This window comes from Nonomuraea rhodomycinica, assembly GCF_013363995.1.
GTDB classification, from domain to species: Bacteria; Actinomycetota; Actinomycetes; order Streptosporangiales; family Streptosporangiaceae; genus Nonomuraea; species Nonomuraea rhodomycinica.
Genome location: NZ_JABWGO010000001.1, coordinates 625,069 through 638,849, shown reverse-complemented (window position 1 = coordinate 638,849; position 13,781 = coordinate 625,069). Strand labels below are relative to the sequence as shown.

General features: G+C 74.1%; 14 protein-coding genes. 7 read left to right on the top strand and 7 right to left on the bottom strand.

What is annotated here, in order from left to right; all coding sequences use genetic code 11:
* Nucleotides 1-78: 78 nt before the first annotated feature.
* From HT134_RS03080 to HT134_RS03065, 4 genes are all read left to right on the top strand, one after another.
* Nucleotides 79-1,551, top strand: coding sequence for a helix-turn-helix domain-containing protein (locus HT134_RS03080; protein ID WP_376768067.1), 1,473 nt, complete (start codon nt 79-81; stop codon nt 1,549-1,551).
* An 82-nt stretch (nt 1,552-1,633) separates the two neighbouring features.
* A complete protein-coding gene (locus HT134_RS03075) occupies nt 1,634-2,587 on the top strand; it encodes a glucosyl-3-phosphoglycerate synthase (protein WP_312887934.1) in 954 nt (317 codons plus the stop codon).
* Nucleotides 2,588-2,726: 139 nt separating this feature from the next.
* The gene (locus tag HT134_RS03070) at nt 2,727-3,935 is read left to right on the top strand and encodes an acyl-CoA dehydrogenase family protein (protein ID WP_175598703.1); all 1,209 of its coding nucleotides are present in this window, start codon (nt 2,727-2,729) and stop codon (nt 3,933-3,935) included.
* A 620-nt stretch (nt 3,936-4,555) separates the two neighbouring features.
* On the top strand, nt 4,556-4,876 hold the full coding sequence (locus HT134_RS03065) for a sensory rhodopsin transducer (RefSeq protein WP_175598702.1): 321 nt from the start codon (nt 4,556-4,558) through the stop codon (nt 4,874-4,876).
* 51 nt (nt 4,877-4,927) lie between these two features.
* On the opposite strand, the gene HT134_RS03060 is transcribed toward HT134_RS03065, so the two are convergent.
* Together HT134_RS03060 and HT134_RS03055 are read right to left on the bottom strand one after the other, a co-directional pair.
* Nucleotides 4,928-5,455: a hypothetical protein gene (locus tag HT134_RS03060; RefSeq protein WP_175598701.1), complete on the bottom strand. Its 528-nt coding sequence runs from the start codon at nt 5,453-5,455 to the stop codon at nt 4,928-4,930.
* A 196-nt stretch (nt 5,456-5,651) separates the two neighbouring features.
* Nucleotides 5,652-5,930, bottom strand: coding sequence for a hypothetical protein (locus HT134_RS03055; protein WP_175598700.1), 279 nt, complete (start codon nt 5,928-5,930; stop codon nt 5,652-5,654).
* 331 nt (nt 5,931-6,261) lie between these two features.
* Here HT134_RS03055 and HT134_RS03050 point away from each other — a divergent pair, with 331 nt between their 5' ends.
* Both HT134_RS03050 and HT134_RS03045 read left to right on the top strand, forming a co-directional pair.
* Complete coding sequence (locus HT134_RS03050) at nt 6,262-6,858, top strand: Rv1733c family protein (RefSeq protein ID WP_175598699.1); 597 nt, start codon at nt 6,262-6,264, stop codon at nt 6,856-6,858.
* 163 nt (nt 6,859-7,021) lie between these two features.
* Nucleotides 7,022-7,693: a restriction endonuclease gene (locus HT134_RS03045; RefSeq protein ID WP_175598698.1), complete on the top strand. Its 672-nt coding sequence runs from the start codon at nt 7,022-7,024 to the stop codon at nt 7,691-7,693.
* A 27-nt stretch (nt 7,694-7,720) separates the two neighbouring features.
* Here the strand turns inward: HT134_RS03045 and HT134_RS03040 are convergent, their stop codons facing one another.
* Nucleotides 7,721-7,939, bottom strand: coding sequence for a cold-shock protein (locus tag HT134_RS03040; RefSeq protein ID WP_175598697.1), 219 nt, complete (start codon nt 7,937-7,939; stop codon nt 7,721-7,723).
* Nucleotides 7,940-8,034: 95 nt separating this feature from the next.
* Here HT134_RS03040 and HT134_RS03035 point away from each other — a divergent pair, with 95 nt between their 5' ends.
* Nucleotides 8,035-9,372: an ATP-grasp domain-containing protein gene (locus tag HT134_RS03035; protein WP_175598696.1), complete on the top strand. Its 1,338-nt coding sequence runs from the start codon at nt 8,035-8,037 to the stop codon at nt 9,370-9,372.
* Here HT134_RS03035 and HT134_RS03030 read toward each other — a convergent pair.
* The 4 genes from HT134_RS03030 to HT134_RS03015 form a co-directional block, all read right to left on the bottom strand.
* Nucleotides 9,369-10,325 carry a helix-turn-helix transcriptional regulator gene (locus tag HT134_RS03030; protein ID WP_175598695.1) on the bottom strand — a complete coding sequence of 319 codons (957 nt, stop codon included), beginning with the start codon at nt 10,323-10,325 and terminating at the stop codon, nt 9,369-9,371. The two genes, HT134_RS03035 and HT134_RS03030, sit on opposite strands and share 4 nt — an antisense overlap.
* Nucleotides 10,326-10,453: 128 nt before the next feature.
* Nucleotides 10,454-12,289 carry a DUF2264 domain-containing protein gene (locus HT134_RS03025; RefSeq protein ID WP_175598694.1) on the bottom strand — a complete coding sequence of 612 codons (1,836 nt, stop codon included), beginning with the start codon at nt 12,287-12,289 and terminating at the stop codon, nt 10,454-10,456.
* Nucleotides 12,290-12,369: 80 nt separating this feature from the next.
* The gene (locus HT134_RS03020) at nt 12,370-13,008 is read right to left on the bottom strand and encodes an NAD(P)-dependent oxidoreductase (protein WP_175598693.1); all 639 of its coding nucleotides are present in this window, start codon (nt 13,006-13,008) and stop codon (nt 12,370-12,372) included.
* Nucleotides 13,005-13,781, bottom strand: coding sequence for an SDR family NAD(P)-dependent oxidoreductase (locus HT134_RS03015; RefSeq protein WP_175598692.1), 777 nt, complete (start codon nt 13,779-13,781; stop codon nt 13,005-13,007). The genes HT134_RS03020 and HT134_RS03015 overlap by 4 nt, the downstream gene beginning before the upstream one ends.

The following is a 13,781-nucleotide window of genomic DNA, read 5'->3' as shown; positions in this document are numbered from 1 at the left end:
CGCGCGGCCGAGCGGCCGGTGTCCGGAAGATCGCCCGGCTGCTAGAAAATGGGCAGAAATTCTGTCTAAGATGCCGACATGGCGTCCTTGATAGGGGAAGAACCGCTGCTTTTGACGCAGGAGCTGGATCTCCTCGCCTTCGGCCAGCGCCTGCGTCACCTGCGCAAACAGCGCGGCCTGACCTTGTCGGACCTCGGCGCGCGCGTCAGCAGGGCCCCCAGCCAGCTCTCGCTGCTGGAGAACGGCAAGCGCGAGCCCAAGCTGTCCCTGCTCAAGGCGCTGGCCGCCGCGCTCGGCGTGCCCGTCGAGGAGCTGCTGCGCCGCCAGCCGCCCAACCGCCGGGCCCAGCTGGAGATCGCCCTGGAGGAGGCCCAGCGCGACCCCATCTACGCCGCGCTCGGCCTGCCCAAGCTCAAGGTCTCCGCACGCGTCCCCAACGACGTGCTGGAGCACATCCTCGGCCTGTACGGCGAGCTGCGCGCGCGCCAGGCCCGCGGCACGGCCACCCCCGAGGAGGCCAGGGCCGCCAACGCCGAGCTGCGCCGCCGCCAGCGCGAGCTGGGCAACTACTTCCCCGAGATCGAGAAGGCCGCCGGCGAGGCGCTGGCCGCCGTCGGCTACCGCACCGGCGCCCTGTCCCAGAGCATGATCCAGAGCCTGGTGACGCACTTCGGCTACACCGTGCACACCGCCCAGGACCTGCCCCGGTCCGTACGCTCCATCACCGACCTGCGCAACCGCCGCATCTACGTCAAGCACGAGCAGCTCGGCATGCACACTCCGCGCACGATCCTGCTCCAGACGCTCGGCCACCTCGCCCTCGGCCACGGCAAGCCGCGTGACTTCGCCGACTTCCTGCGCCAGCGCACCGAGGCCAACTACTTCGCCGCGGCCGTGCTCGTCCCCGAGAAGGCCGCCGCCGTCTACCTGCAGGAGGCCAAGGCCGACCGGGCGCTGTCGGTGGAGGACCTGCGCGACGTGTTCGCCGTGTCGTACGAGATGGCCGCCCACCGCTTCACCAACCTGGCCACCCACCACCTCGACCTGGTCTGCCACTTCGTGCGCAACGACGCCGGAGGCACGATCTACAAGGCGTACGAGAACGACGGCATCGTCTTCCCCGCCGACGAGCAGGGCGCGATCGAGGGCCAGCGGATGTGCCTGCAGTGGTCGGGACGCCAGGTGTTCGCCTCGCCGGACCGCTTCTCCGTCTACTACCAGTACTCCGACTCGCCGACCGGCACGTACTTCTGCGTCGCGCACGTCGACCCGTCGCGGGAGCGGGACTTCGCGATCACCCTCGGCGTGCCGTTCCGGGAGTCGCGCTGGTTCCGCGGCCGGGAGACCACGCATCGCACCCGCAGCAACTGCCCGAGCGGCGACTGCTGCCGCCGTCCGCCCGCCGACCTGGCCGAGCGCTGGGAGGGGTACGCCTGGCCGTCGGCCCGCGCCAATTCGCACGTGCTGGCGGCGCTGCCGCCCGGCTCGTTCCCCGGCGTGGACGAGGCCGACGTCTACACCTTCCTCGAACGGCACGCCATCACCGCCTGACCTGCCCTGGAGCCGGGCGGTGGAGGGGCGCGGAACGGCGCACCCTAAGCTTGGGGCCATGGGGTGGACGGGGGAGGACTGTGTGCCTGCTGAGGTGCGCGCCTGGACGCGCCGCCGCAGCTCACGGGCCGCTGACTGGCCGGCGCGCGCGCTGGCCGAGGCCAAGGGCGACACCACGGTCAGCGTGGTGCTGCCGGCGCGCGACGAGCGCGAGACCGTGGGCGACATCGTCCGGGTGATCCGCGGCGAGCTGGCCGCCCTGGTGGACGAGGTCGTCGTCATCGACTCGCGCTCCACCGACGACACCGCCGCCGTCGCGGCCCGGGCCGGCGCCCGCGTCCACGCGCAGGACGACATCCTGCCGCACCTCGAACCGCTCGGCGGCAAGGGCGAGGCGCTGTGGAAGTCGCTGGCCGTCACCGAGGGCGACATCCTCGCCTTCGTCGACGCCGACATCCGCAACTTCCGGTCCGAGCTGGTGACCGGCCTGCTCGGGCCGCTGCTGTCCGACCCCGGCGTCGTCTACGTCAAGGGCTGCTACGACCGGCCGCTCGGCGGGTCGCCGACCGGCGGCGGGCGCGTCACCGAGCTGGTCGCCCGGCCGCTCATCAACCTGCACTGGCCGCAGCTGTCCGGTTTCGTGCAGCCGCTGGCGGGCGAGTACGCGGGGCGGCGCTCGGCGCTGGAGCGGGTGCCGTTCATCACCGGCTACGGGGTGGAGCTGGGGCTGCTCGTCGACCTCGCGGAACTGGCCGGGCTCGACGCGCTGGCGCAGGTGGACCTGGGGGTGCGCGAGCACTCGCACCAGTCCACCGAGGCGCTCGGGGCGATGGCGGCGCAGATCATGCTGGCCGCCTGGTCCCGGCTGGAGCGCCAGGGCAAGATCCAGGCGGTCCACCGGCCCGGCTCGCGGCTGACGCAGTTCCGGCGGGGCGAGCACGGCCACGAGGTGGTCGTCCAGGACGTGTCCATCGCCGAGCGCCCGCCGATGAGCACCGTGCGGGCGCCCCGGCCGGGGCGGGCCACCGGCCGCTAGGAGCCCGTGGCCGCCAGAGGCTCTGGCCGCAGCGCCTACTGGCCGGTAGGGTTCTGGCCCGGATGGGCTACCCGCCGGTAGGGTGTGGCCCGGCCTCCTCTCGGGTACCTCAGGGCGGGTCTCTTCTCAGGGAGCGTGTATGAGCGGGTTCGGTCTGGAGCTCGGCGACGACGTCATCGAGGTGCGCGACTGGGTGCGCGCGTTCGCCCGCGACGTCATCCGTCCCGCCGGAGCCGAGTGGGACGAACGCGAGGAGACCCCCTGGCCGATCATCCAGGAGGCCGCCAAGATCGGGCTGTACTCCCTCGACTTCTTCTCCACGCAGTGGTTCGAGGAGAGCGGGCTGGCGCTGCCCGTGGCGTTCGAGGAGATCTTCTGGGGCGACGCCGGCATCGGCCTGTCCATCGTCGGCACGGGCCTGGCCGCCGCGGCGCTGGCCGCCAACGGCACGCCCGAGCAGATGGGCGAGTGGCTGCCGCAGATGTTCGGCACGCCCGACGACGTCAAGCTGGGCGCCTTCTGCGCCTCCGAGCCCGACGCCGGCTCCGACGTCGGCGCCATCCGCACCCGCGCCGTGTACGACCGGGGCGACTGGGTGCTCGACGGCGTCAAGACGTGGGCCACCAACGGCGGCATCGCCGAGGTGCACGTGGTGGTCGCCTCGGTGGACCCCGAGCTCGGCACCCGTGGCCAGGCCACCTTCGTGGTCCCGCCGGGCACGCCCGGCCTGTCCATGGGACAGAAGTTCAGGAAGCACGGCATCCGCGCCTCCCACACGGCCGAGGTGGTGCTCGACGGCGTCCGCGTGCCCGGCTCGTGCCTGCTGGGCGGCAAGGAGAAGCTCGACGCCCGGCTGGCCCGCGTCCGCGCCGGGGAGCGCGCCGGCGAGCAGGCGGCGATGCGCACGTTCGAGACGACCCGCCCGTCGGTGGCCGCGATGGCGGTCGGCATCGCCCGCGCCGCCTTCGAGTACGCCCGCGACTACGCCCGCGAACGCGAGCAGTTCGGCCGCCGGATCGGCGAGAACCAGGCCATCGCGTTCCTGCTGGCGGAGATGGCGACCCGGGTGGACACCGCCCGCCTGCTCACCTGGCGCGCCGCCTGGATGGCCCGCAACGGCAAGCGCTTCGAGCAGGCGGAGGGCTCGATGTCGAAGCTGGTCGCCGGGGAGACGGCGGTGTGGGTGACGGAGCAGGCCATCCAGATCCTCGGCGGAGCGGGGTACACGCGGGAGCACCCGGTGGAGCGCTTCCACCGCGACGCCAAGATCTACACCATCTTCGAGGGGACGTCGGAGATCCAGCGGCTCATCATCGGCCGCGCGGTGACGGGCCTGCCGGTGAAGTGAGCACGCCGCAGGACGGATACGTGCGCTCGATCAGGTGCAGGGCGTGATCCCGCGCCGGAGCCCCCTGACGGAGCCCGGGTAGGTGGGAACGGCGACATCGTCAGGCAGGGCGCTGCAGGACGTGGACGTAGGCCCGCTGAGAGTTCGCGTTGCGGACATACCACGACGGGAACGGACAGGAGCCCGGCGAGGACGCTCATGAGCGCGGCCCACCATGGGACCGACCAGTGGACGTCACGCAGCCTGCGGCGCTCGCGCGGCTTGAGGTGCTGGCGTTCACCCGCCTTCGCCGCGACCCGGGCCGGCGCGGCCGTGGCCGCCGGGGGCCGGCCGACACCGGACCGGTACCTCCAGGGCCCTGCCAGACCCTGGCCGACTGCGACCTCGCCTACGAGGACGCTGCGGCGGAGCGGCCTGTACCGCTCCCTGTGGTTCATCCACCAGTCAGTGATGATCGGGGTCGCTCGTGCGACGAGCCGGGATCACGGTGCCGGCGCGCCCGTCCACGAGACCACGCGCGTACTGCCGCTGTGCGGCTTCGGTCTGCCCGCCTCCCGCATGATATTTCGCACTTTGTCGGGGTAGCGGGACGATGTCGCCCCCTGAGACAGGAGTCACGCATGAGCACCGTGGTGGGGAAGTGGAAGATGGCGATCGCCGACGGGTGCATGCCCGGCGACCGGCTCGTCCTGTTCAACGCCGGCGCCGGGAACGCCCACGTCGAGCTGACGTTCTGCGCGGAGGGCGGCCGGCCGCTCGGGCCGTTCCGCGTGGTCGTTCCTCCGCGGCGCGCGCGGTTCGCGACGCTGGAGGAGCTGGCCGGTTCCGGCCTTCCGGGCCGGCGCGTGCCGTACGGCGTGGTGGTGCTGTCGGACGTGCCGGTGCTCGTGCAGCACCCGGCGGACCAGGACGCGCCGCAGGCGCGGCGGTCGGCGGCCTGACCGCCGGCGCGCGGCCATCGCCAGGGCGATGGCCGGCCGTCGGGAAGGCGGCTACTTCCACACGGCCTTGCCGAGGATGGCGTCCAGGCCCGGCGTCTTCCAGTGGTCGACGACGATCACCTTCTTGGCCTGCACGTACCAGACGCGCTGGGTGTAGGAGGCGACGTTGGTCTTGCTGCCGTCGCACGACACCTTCCACTCGGTGAACTGAGCCCGCTGCCCGGTCCCGAACGCCGCCTTCGCGGTCCTGACGCGCGTGGCCTGCCCGCTGTTGTACTTCTTCGCCGGGACGCACTCGGTCACGCCGCTGCTGGGGTGGTAGGGCTGGTCGGGCCGGTACGCGTTGCCCTCGGAGGCGTGCTTGACCGCCTGGGGGCCGCCCAGCAGGAAGCCCGGGCACTCGGCGGCCTGAGCGGAGCAGGCGCCGGTGATGACGCGCAGGTTGACGCCCTCCTTCTTGGTCTTCCACTGCGCCGGGACCTGGAGGGTGAACCCCTGGAACGTCACCGGTTTGGTGGCGGCGTGAGCGGGCGAACCGGTGAGGGCGAGGGAGGCGCTGAGCGCGAGAGTCATGATCACGGGCGCTGATCCTAGGACGAGCACGCCCGGCACGGTCAAGGTTGTACGGATGTGCGAAGAACCACGCCCGATTCCCAGAACTGTCGGGGCCGTCCTCGCGTCCAAAGTCCCGTGCGCACTCTCGTCACGGGCGGCCTCCCACGGTCAGGGGAGTGCCGGCGCGCGGGTGCACGTGCCGCGGTTCACGTGCCGCGGTTCACGTGCTGCGGTCCAGGTCGGTCGCCGCCTCCCGGAGGCGTTCCATCGCCGCCAGGACGGCCGGGTCGGAGAACTCCAGGCCGGACCGGTCGCAGGTGTCGATCACGGTCAGGGCCGCGTCCTCCAGGTGGTCCACCTCGGCGTCCGCCGCCAGCAGGGCCGCCAGGTGCCGTACGGACTCGATCAGCGGTGTCAGGGCGGGCGGATGGTGGCGCATGACCTGCGCCAGGCGTGCCGCGGCAGCCCGGAACTCGGTCTCGGCGTCGTCGGGTGTCACGACCGCCGTCCCCTCTCGAACATCCGGCTCTCGGCGGGAACCGTCCCTTCAGTGATGATATCCACCTTTTCGCGAAGTGCCTGGCCGGGCGGGGCCCCGACCCGGGCGCAGCCGGGGAGCCGCGTCGTGCGGGGGCGGTGGGGCCAAGGTCCCGGGTCGCGATGCCGTATGGCCCTGCCGGGCCCCCGGCCCCCGCCGCGAGGCTGGACGAAGAGGCGCGCGAGGCTGGGACCAGGACCGGTGGGGCCGGACCGCGAGGCGGCGGGCCGGAGGCGGTGGCGCTGGTACGGGTGGCCCGCGAGGCCTGAACGAGCGGCGGCGGGGGTGCGCGATGGGGGACATGATCCGGTGGGTGGTGCTGCGCGTGCGCCTGTACCGCCCCGACCGCAATCCGGTGCGCCGCCGCACCGACCGGCTGGAGGCGGTGGGCGTGATGGTGGCGCTGGCCCTGCTGCTGCTCAGCGTCTGGCCCGCGGTCGTCGTGGGACGGATGGCCTACGAGAACGGGACGCGGTCCGAGCGGGCGGGGGCGGGCGCCCGCCGGGCCGTGACGGCGACGCTCGTACGGGACGCGCCCACCACGCTCGCCGACGAGCACGTGAGCCCGGGGGCGAAGGTCGAGGCGGTGGCCCGCTGGACCGGCCCGGCGGGCAAGCCGATGACCGGACCGGTCACCGCGCCGGCCGGGGCCAGGGCGGGCACGCGGGTGTCCGTGTGGGTGGACGCCCGCGGCGAGCCGGCCCCGCCGCCGCGGCGCCACGGGGAGACGGTGTTCGACGCCGTCACGGCGGCCCTGCTGATGCTGGCGGGAGGCGCGGCGGTGTCGCTCTCGGCCTTCCGGGGACTCAGGTGCCTGCTCGACCGGAGACGGTACGCGGCGTGGGACGCCGCCTGGGCCGAGGCGGCCCGGCGCTGGCGCCGCGCCTGAACTCCTCTTCGCGGTCCCCGCCGGGGCGCGCCGGCTGCGTCGGGTTCGCCCTCGTGGCCGACGCGCCCTTCTCCGGAGTCCTGCCGCTGGGTCCGCGATTCTGTCGTACCCGCGGCTCACACTCACCCTGACACCGTCCGCCCGTCGAGGACAGGAGGGACTCATGGCGAGGGGATCCGGACGTGGGAAGGGCCGGCGCGCGTCGCGGGGCAACGGCGACCGGTGGTTCCTGGCGCTCGTCGGCGTGCTGGCCGTGGGGGCGCTCGTGACGGAGTTCGTGCGCGCCCACCCGGCCTGGGCGGCGGTGATCGCCTGCCTGGCGGTCGTCCTGGTCGTGGGCGGTCTCGTGCTGCGCCACCGCGCCATCCAGGCGGCCCGGTTACGCTTCCTGGCCGGGAACGCCCAGCTGGAGAAGGTGGACCGGATGACCGGGACCCAGTTTGAGCACCTGGTCGCCGAGCGCATGAGCGCCGACGGGTTCCGCCAGGTACGGGAGCGGGGCGGCCGCGGCGACGGCGGCGTGGACATCACGGCCGTCGCCCCCGGCCACGGGCGGTACGCCGTCCAGTGCAAGCGCTACAGCAAGTCGGTCGGCGCGCCCGAGGTGCGCGACTTCCTCGGCGCGCTCGCCAACACCTTCGCCGGTCACACCGGCGTCCTGGTCACCTCCGGCCGCCTCACCCGGCAGGCCCGGCAGGAGGCGCTGGGCGCCAGGGAGCCGCTCATCGTGATCGAGCGCGACCTGCTGGCGGACTGGCTGCTCGGGGCGTACTCGCTGCTGCCGGCCGGCCGGCCCGCCTCACGGCTCGTCGAGGGCGAGGAACCCGCCACCTGAACAGTCCCGGGCACCGGCGCGGGCGTGTCACAGCTTGCGGATGTCGAGGGCCACGTAGTCGAAGCTGTCCTGCTTCTGCTCGACCAGGTCGAACTCGACCTCGTCCCCCTCCTCCAGCGTCCGGTAGCCGGTGGCGACGACCTCGCTGACGTGGCCGAAGGCGTCGCGGCCCGGCGGCAGGGCGGCGGAGGAGATCGCGCCCCAGCCCTTCTCGGCCTTCCAGAACTTCACGATTCCTCGTGTCATGGCCTCACCTTGGCAAACCCGGAGGATCGGGCGCCAGCCATTTACGGCGAATAACCGGGTGAACGACGCGGAGCGCCGGACGTACAGTCGCGATCATGCGTGTGGGGTTCCTGTTCTGCGCCGACCCGCTCCGCCCGCGCCGGGTCGATCCGCACTTCGCCGCCGAGGCGGACGCCGCGCGCGAGCGCGGCGCGCCCGTGGCGCTCGTGGACCACGACGCGCTGGTGGCGGGACGGGCGGAGGAGGCTGTGTCCCGGGTGCCGCGGGGATACGGCCGGTACTGGTACCGCGGATGGATGCTCACCGCCGACCGGTACGAGCGGCTGCAGGAGGCCCTGGCCGAGCGGGGAGGCGTGCTGCTCACCGACGCCACCGGCTACCGGCGCGCCCACGAGCTGCCCGGCTGGCTCGGCCGCTTCTATCACCTGACGCCGCCCACGGGCGTGGTGCGCATGGCGCCCGGGGAGAGCGCGCCGGACGGCGAGCGGCTGGCCCGGCTGGCGCGCGGCCTGAGCGACGACGGCTTCGTGGTCAAGGACTTCGTGAAGTCGCGCAAGCACGAGTGGCTGGAGGCGTGCTACGCGACCGACCCGGCATCGCTGGGACGGGTCGCCCGCCGCTTCGTCGAGCTCCAGGGCGCGGACCTGGTGGGAGGGCTGGTCATCCGGGGGTTCGAGCGGTTCACCGGCCCGGAGGTGCGGGTGTGGTGGGTGGACGGGGCGCCGGTGTTCACGGGGCCGCACCCGGACCACGCGGGCGAGCCCGTCGAGCGGCCCACCGGCCTGCGGGCGGTCCGGGAGGCCGTACGGGACCTGGGGGAGCGGTTCGTGACGACCGACCTCGCGCGGCGGGAGGACGGCGTGTGGCGGGTCGTCGAGGTCGGCGACGGCCAGGTGAGCGACTGGCCCGTCACGGCCGACCCGGGGATCCTGATCCGGGCACTGCTCCGCGCCAAGGCGTACGGCTTCCGGCTGAGCAAGTACGATCCCGCGCTGCGCGACGCGTGCGGGCGCTTCCGCGGCGACGACTGGACCGGCATGAGCGACATCGGGCAGGTCTTCGACGGCGTGCGCCTGACGCGCGAGCGGTACGAGGAGGTGGAGAACGCCTACCTGCGGGCGGTCGAGCTGCTGGCGCGCGACGCCGGCGTGGCCCGGCTCAGGATCCGCCGCCCGGACACCCGCCGGCGCAGGAGACTGCGCGAGGGGCGGTCCGTCCCGCTGGGCAGGGCGCTGGAGATCGTGCGGGACATGCTGCGCGGCAAGGGGTGGTGCGTGCTGGAGAACCGCGACCGCTTCTTCGTCCACGCGGGTTACGACTACTACCTGCACGTGGCGGGGGCCGCCGTGTCGGAGGAGACCATGGCCGAGATCGGCCGGCTGGGCCTGTTCGCCGAGGAGGAGCCGGCCATGCTGCCGGTCTTCGACGGCTAGGCCGGGGTCGCCCGGGACAGGCGGGTGGTCAGGGTGCGGATGTAGGCGATCAGCTCCTGCGGCTCGTGCACCTCGAAGTCCACGTCGAACATGCCGATCGTGAGCGCCAGCCACTGCAGCGAGTCGGCCGCCGTGTGCAGCCGGCACGTGTGCTCGTCCACCACCGTCAGCACCCCGTCCTGCGGGCGCAGCCGCTCGGCCACCCGGGCGAACGGCGCGTGCAGCGTGACCACCGCCCGGTGGCGGGCCAGCGAGGAGGTCACCGACTCGGCGACGTAGCGGGCGATGTCGGGGGCGGGCAGCTCGCGGGGGCGGAACCGCTGCCCGGCCGGCGTCGGCGAGGCCAGCCGGTCCGCGCGGAAGGTCCGCCAGTCGTCGCGGTCGACGTCCCAGGCCACGAGGTACCACTTGCGCGCCAGATGGACCAGCCGGTACGGCTCCACCAGCCGCGTCCCGTGCTGCCCGTCGCGCCTGCGGTAGGCGAACGTCAGCCGCTCCCGGTCACGGCAGGCCTGGGCGATCACGGTCAGCGCCTCGGGGTCGGCCGCCGGGCCCTGGGAGGCCAGCGGCACTGTGTAGCTCTGCAACGCGCTCACCCGGCGGCGCAGGTGTCCGGGCAGCACCTGCTCCAGTTTGGCCAGGGCGCGCACCGACGTCTCCTCGATGCCGGCCACCGTGCCGCCCGCGGCCGTGCGCAGGCTGATGGCGATCGCGACCGCCTCCTCGTCGTCGAGCACCAGTGGCGGCAGCGCCGTGCCGGCCTCCAGCCGGTAGCCGCCGCCCATGCCCGGGGCGGCCCGCACCGGGTAGCCGAGCTCGCGCAGCCGGTCGACGTCGCGGCGCAGCGTGCGCGGGCTGACGCCCAGCCGGGCGGCCAGCTCGGGGCCCGGCCAGCCGCGGCAGGTCTGCAGCAGGGACAGCAAACGGATCATGCGGGACGGCGTACTGGCCATGGCCCGAGGATGGCAGGTAAAGCGGCCAGGGCCCGTCCGCAATGCGCCCTGTTCGTCCTCTGAGGGCGAACAGGCGACTCGGCGCCGGTCAGTCGGTCAGCCGTTCAGCCGTTCAGCCGGTCAGCCGTTCAGCCGGTCCAGGTGACGCGCTCGCCCGAGGGGTGCTCGCGCACGTACCCCGGCGTGCGGCCGAGTCGCACCTCGATCCGGCCGCCCTCCGTGTCCTTCCAGGTGAAGCCGTCGCTCACCGGCTCCACCACGGGCGGCGGCGCGGACGGCTCGCCCGGCCCCAGCCACACCGCCGAGGCGAACAGCGCCCGCCCTCCCGGGTGGTCGCCCACCAGGTACGGCGTCGCCGAGTGCTCGCCGAAGGCGTTCTCGCCGGTACGGGCCTGGACCCGCGCCCCGTACCAGCCGTGCAGGCCGGTGATGGAGCTGACCAGCGCGCCCGAGGAGACCCGGGACTCCAGGCCGTCGAGCCGGGTGCCGCACGGCTCGTCGCCGGCCAGGGCGTGGCCGCCGTCGCGGACGTGGCTGCCCTCGGGAGCGGCGACCCGGTGGACGCGCACCTCCCACGGCCCGTCCACCACGGACGCGGTCTCGACCACGACCTCGCCGTCGAAGTAGCGGGAGGCGGCGAGCCGGTCGATGACCACGAGCCGGTCGATGCGCCGCCGCCGCGTGCTCCTCCCGTCGGGGCGGACGACGGTGAGGCTGTTGTCGAGGTCGGCGGCCCGGCCCTCGGGGCCGGTCTCGGGCGCGGTGTGGGTGGAGTAGGCGAGCTTGACGTAGTGGGGGTCGTCGCCGGAGCCGTCGCGGTCGTTGCCGTCGCTGCCGTGGTTGAGCAGGCGCACCACGCCGCCGGAGCGGTGCAGCAGCCAGCCGGGCGCGGGCATCGCCAGCGTCAGGTCCCCCTGGTCAGCGGAGTCGCCGGAGTCGTCGGCGGGCTCGGTCCACACCGGGTGGTCCGGGCCGAGGAGCAGGCCGATGAAGCCCTTGCTGGCCCAGTACGGCGAGGCGGGCCCCGAGTACGCCTGCGTGACCGGCAGGAACGGCCGGTGCCAGCCGAGGCTGAGCAGCCCGTCGGCGTCCGGGACGCCGTGCCGTTCGAAGTGGGCGAGGGTGCGGCCCGCCAGCAGCCGGGTCCCGCCGGGCGACAGGGGCGTGGCGTCGAAGATCGCGCCGAGCCAGAGCGGCGCCACGGCCGCCATCCGGTACGTCAGCGACCGGCCCTGGTGCATCGGCGCCCCGTCGGGCGCGAACAGGTGCCGGTAGGACTCCAGGAACGCGCGCAGCCGCTCCCGGTAGACGCCCGCGTCGGCCCCGGACATCCTGGTCCACCACAGCGTGTACAGGTGCATGGCCCAGCCGCAGTAGTAGTCGTAGTGCTGGCCCGCGCCGTCGGTGTACCAGCCGTCGCCGACGTACCAGCCCTCGACGTCGGCGAGGTGCCGCTCGATCTCGGCGGGGTCGTGCGGCCCGCCGACGTTGGCCAGGAACTGCTCCACGATCACCTTGAACAGCACCCAGTTGCACGGCCACGCGTGCTTGCCGACGATCCCGCCCAGCCAGGCGACCACGCGCTCGCGCACGGCCGGGTCGAGCCGGTCGAACAGCAGCTCTCGCGTCTCGTGCAGGGCCAGCGCGATCGAGGCGGCCTCCACGATCGTCTGGTGGCCGTCGGCGATGGGCTGCCAGGCGTGCGCGTGGCCCGGGTCGGTGCCGTGGGCCAGGCCCTCGGCGTACCTCTCCAGCAGCCCGCCGGGCGCGGCGCCGGGATCGCCGGCGGCGCGGAACGCGGCGAGCAGGAACGTGCGCGCGAACCCCTCCAGGCCGTCGGAGTCGGGGCCGGAGGCGCTGGCGCGTCCGGGCAGCCGGTACTGAGCGAAGCCGGGGGTGGCGTACGGGACCACGGCGTCCAGCAACCGGTCGGCGACCGACACCCAGTGTTCGCGGGATCCCACAGTGCCCCCTCAGGCTTGGTAAGCGCTTTCCACCTTCAGAAGACCCTAGGGATCCCGCACCCCGCCCGTCAAGGCCCAGGTCAGGTCGCGATCTCCACGACGCGCCCCCAGGCGTCGCGGTCGCCGAGGTGGTGCAGCAGGTAGTGGGCGAGGTCGGCGCGCGAGATCCGGGACATCCCGTCCAGGTGCCCTCCCACCGCCGTGCGGTACCGCCCGGTCAGCGGCCCGTCGGTGAGCATCGGCGGCCGGACCACCGTCCAGTCCAGCCCGGACCCGGCCACCAGCCGCTCCATGACGGCCATGTCCGCGTACGCGTGCCGGTACAGCCGCTGCACCACGTGGCGCGTGACGAGCCGCTGCGCGAGCGGCGTGCCGGGAGGGATCTCCAGGCCGGCCGACGACAGGCACACCAGGCGCCGGACGCCGGCCGCGAGCATGGCGGAGACGACGGTGGCCGTGCCGCGCGAGTAGACGGTGGTCGGGTGGCGGCGATCGCGCGTGCCGAGACAGGAGGCCACGGCGTCCTGGCCGAGCACGGCGTCCTGCCACGCGCCCGGCCGCAGGACGTCGCCGCGGACCGCGGTCAACCGGTCGTGCCCGGCGCCGGGCAGGCGGGCGGGATCGCGGGCGACGGCGGTGACGTGGTGGCCGGCGTCGAGCGCCTGCTCCACCAGCAGGGCGCCGGTGGGGCCGGTGCCGCCGAAGATCAGCAGTCTCATGCCGCGGCGCGCCCGCCGGTCAGGTCCAGGGTGGTCCCGGTGACCCAGGACGACGCGTCCGACAGCAGGTAGAGCGCCGCCTGCGCGACGTCCTCCGGGCTGCCGGCCCGGCCGAGCGGGTACGACGCCGCCATCTCGGCGAGCTGTTCCGCCGGGATCGCCCGCCGCATCCGCTCGACGAGCACCGCCGACGGCGCCAGGCAGTTGATCCGCACGCCCTGCCGGCCCAGCTCGGCGGCGAGGTGCGTGGTCAGCATCGACACGCCGGCCTTGGCCGCCGCGTACGCGGCGTTGGCGCCGCTCGGTCCGCGCCCGGCCGAGGAGGACATGGTGACGACGGCTCCCGCGCCGCGCTCGTACATGGCCGGCAGGAACGTGTGGAGCGTCAGGTAGACCGACGTGAGGTCGGTCTCGACGACCTCGCGCCACCGCTCGGGTCCCAGCTCGGTGACCGGCGCGGGCGCGCCCTTGCCGCCGGTGAACGCCGCGAGCAGCTCGACCGGCCCGAGGGCCCGCTCGACCGTCTCGCGCACGCGGCGCAGCGCGTCCTCGTCGGTGGCGTCGCCGGGCGCGGCCACGGCGGTGCCGCCGGAGTCCTCGATCGCCCGGACGAGCGCCTCGACGGCGGCCGGGTCGCGGCCGTTCACGGCGACGCGGGCGCCGTTGGCGGCCAGGGCGCGGCAGGTGGCCGCGCCGATGCCCTGGGAGCCGCCGGTGACGAGGGCGACCTTGTCGGCGAGGTCGGGATAGCGGGGTTGCGTGGCGGGGGACAT